This is a genomic window from Streptomyces sp. NPDC058145, assembly GCF_042884245.1.
Taxonomy (GTDB): domain Bacteria; phylum Actinomycetota; class Actinomycetes; order Streptomycetales; family Streptomycetaceae; genus Streptomyces.
This window is the reverse complement of sequence record NZ_JBHVUH010000058.1, coordinates 1-2,465: the sequence shown is the minus strand read 5'-3', so window position 1 is coordinate 2,465 and position 2,465 is coordinate 1. Positions and strand designations below refer to the sequence as shown.

Here is a 2,465-nt window from a genome sequence, read left to right as displayed (position 1 = left end):
GGTTCTGGTCCAACTTCTGTGGACCGGTGACGCTCAGTACCGATGGGGGTGTCGGTACGAGGGTCGATAATGCCGGTCATGGCAGATCGCAGTCCGGTTCTCCGGATCGTCACCTCGGCGGCGCGGGAGTCCCTGAAGCCGCTCGGCCTGGCCCAGCGTGGGCGGTCGCGGCTGTGGATTGATGATCACGCGTGGTGGCTGGGGGTTGTGGAGTTCGCCCCGCCACGGACTGCCGGCAGCGGTCTGCAGGTCGGTGCGATGTGGCTGTGGCACGACGTGGACCACCTAGCTTTCCATGTGGACGCAGTCCGGGTCGGCTCCGAATCGTTCCGCACCGAGGACCAGTTCACACCGCTGGCACTCGAACTCAGCCGACAGGCGGCTGCGAACGTGACCGCGCTGAGGGAGAAGTTCCCAGCTCTGCCGGACGTCGCCCGATACCTGACATCCCGACCAGTGCGCCGGGGATTCCTCTGGGACGGCTTCGACGCCGGCATCGCGGCCGCCCTGGCCGGTGACCCGGACACGGCCCGCGATCACTTCGAGCGAGTCCTTCGAGAGGACCCGCTGGCCCCGTGGATGGTCGACGCCCAGGAGAAGACACGTGAGCTGCACGCGCTCGCGGCAGATCGCGACGCCGTGACTGCCTGGGTCGCCCGGGCCGTCCATTCATGCCGGAGCAAGCTGGGCCTGGATCCCGTGCCGCTCGCGATGAGCTGAACCGACCCGTTCGTCGAGCGACAGCTCTGCGGTCAGGACAGTAAGACGCGCTTCCGCAACAGGTCGAAGCCGGCCCGGCCATACATCTGCCGCTTGATTATTTTGATCCGGTTGACGTGGCCTTCGACGACGCCGGAGCTCCACGGCAGCGTCAGGCCGGCGGTGACTGCGGCGAGATCGCGTTCGAGGCCGTTGACGAAGGTGTGGAGGCTGGGCAGGTCGTCGGCGCGGACGGCCTTGATCCATTGCGGTAGCTGGTCGCCCTGGAGCTGGGTGAGCATCTTTCCGAACACGCGGACGTGCCCGGTGAGAGCATCCAGTTCGGGGCAGCCTGCGAGGACGACTTTGAGCTTCAGGCGCTCGCTCTCCGGCAGGGTGTCGGGGTGAGTCAGGATCCAGCTGGTGACCGTGCGTGGGGACGGCGGACGGGCTGCCGGTGCCGTCGGGGATGTGCGGAACGGCTGGAGGTAGGCGCGGACGGCGCCGTAGCCGCCGGTGTAGCCGTGCGTCTTGATCTCCTCCCAGAGGGTCCAGGCGTTCGTGCAGCCCTCGGCCCACCGCTCGTGCAGATAGGGCTTGAAGTCGTCGAGCTTGGTCCTGCGGTTCTGCCACTGCCCCTGGAACAGGTCCTCCGGCCTCGCGGCGTCGGCCAGCCGTTGGACGGTGCGGTAGGTCATGCTGAGCTGTCGCTGGATCGAGCGTCGGCTGTGGCCGGCGGCCAGCAGAGCGTGGACGGTGGCGTGCTTGGCGCGGGTGCGGTCGGCGAACCGGTGCCCGGTAGGCCACGGCGTCCCGCTCTCGGCCGGTGCCGACGCCTTCTCCGACACTGGCTCGGCGGAGGTTGCGCGGAGGCACGGGCGGTGGCGGGAGACGCACCGTTCGGCCGCTTCGCCGAGGTTGCGCCAGAGGTGAAACCGGTCCGCGATCTGGACTGCGGTGGGTGCCCCAATCCTGGCGCCCTCAGCGAAGAACGGCGCACGGTCACGGCATACGACCTCGATCCCCGGGCGTTCGGCCAGCCAGGAGGCGACCGTGCCCGCTTCACGATCCCGCAGCAGGTCAACCGGCCTGTGGGTCTCAACGTCGACCAGCACGGTCCCATAGACACGGCCCTTGCGCATCGCGTACTCGTCGACGCCGACCACCCGCGGGACCTGTAGCTGGGGTTCTGGGAGGGCGTTGACCAGCCGCAAGACCGTGTTCCGGCTGACCGTCGCCCCGAAGACATCGGCCAGCCGGGCACCGGCGCGACCGGCCAGGGCGAGACCTACCTCGGCCAGGACTGACCGCATTCGTTCGGTCCGCTGGCTGTATCGCCGGGTCAGGCCCGCGACCTGTTCGACGAACGTCCGCCGCCCGCAGGCGATGTCTTCGCACGTGAAGCGCCGGACACGAAGCCGCAGCACCACCCGCCGTCCCGATACGGGAAGGTCAGCAGGAAACCGCAGGTAAGAGCCGTGCACCCGCTCCGACCAGCTTGCGCAGCCTGGGCACCGAGCTCCGGCCGTCCGGCATCTGACACCGACTCGGATTACCTCGCCATCATCCTGCACCGACTCCACCCTGATCCCCGGATCCGCGAGGAAGAGCAGCTCTTCCAGCCGGAGCAATACCTCGCCCACAGCCCAGCACCATCAGGCCGACCGCGGTCGGCACCGGCAGTTTCTAGACGATCTCGCGAGACCTACCAGCAAGACCCACGATCACAGGGAGTAGGCACACCACAGAAGTTGGACCAGAACCCG

Annotated in this window: 2 protein-coding genes; one reads left to right on the top strand and one right to left on the bottom strand. The window is 68.2% G+C overall.

Annotated features, from left to right (window positions below; all coding sequences use genetic code 11):
• The first annotated feature begins 69 nt into the window (after positions 1–69).
• Entirely contained in the window at positions 70–720 is a 651-nt protein-coding gene (locus tag ACFVVO_RS39370; protein WP_390061693.1) for a hypothetical protein, read from the top strand.
• Positions 721–752: 32 nt separating this feature from the next.
• Here ACFVVO_RS39370 and ACFVVO_RS39365 read toward each other — a convergent pair whose 3' ends face one another.
• A complete protein-coding gene (locus ACFVVO_RS39365; protein ID WP_390061695.1) occupies positions 753–2,273 on the bottom strand; it encodes an ISL3 family transposase in 1,521 nt (506 codons plus the stop codon).
• Between the last annotated feature and the right edge of the window lie 192 nt (positions 2,274–2,465).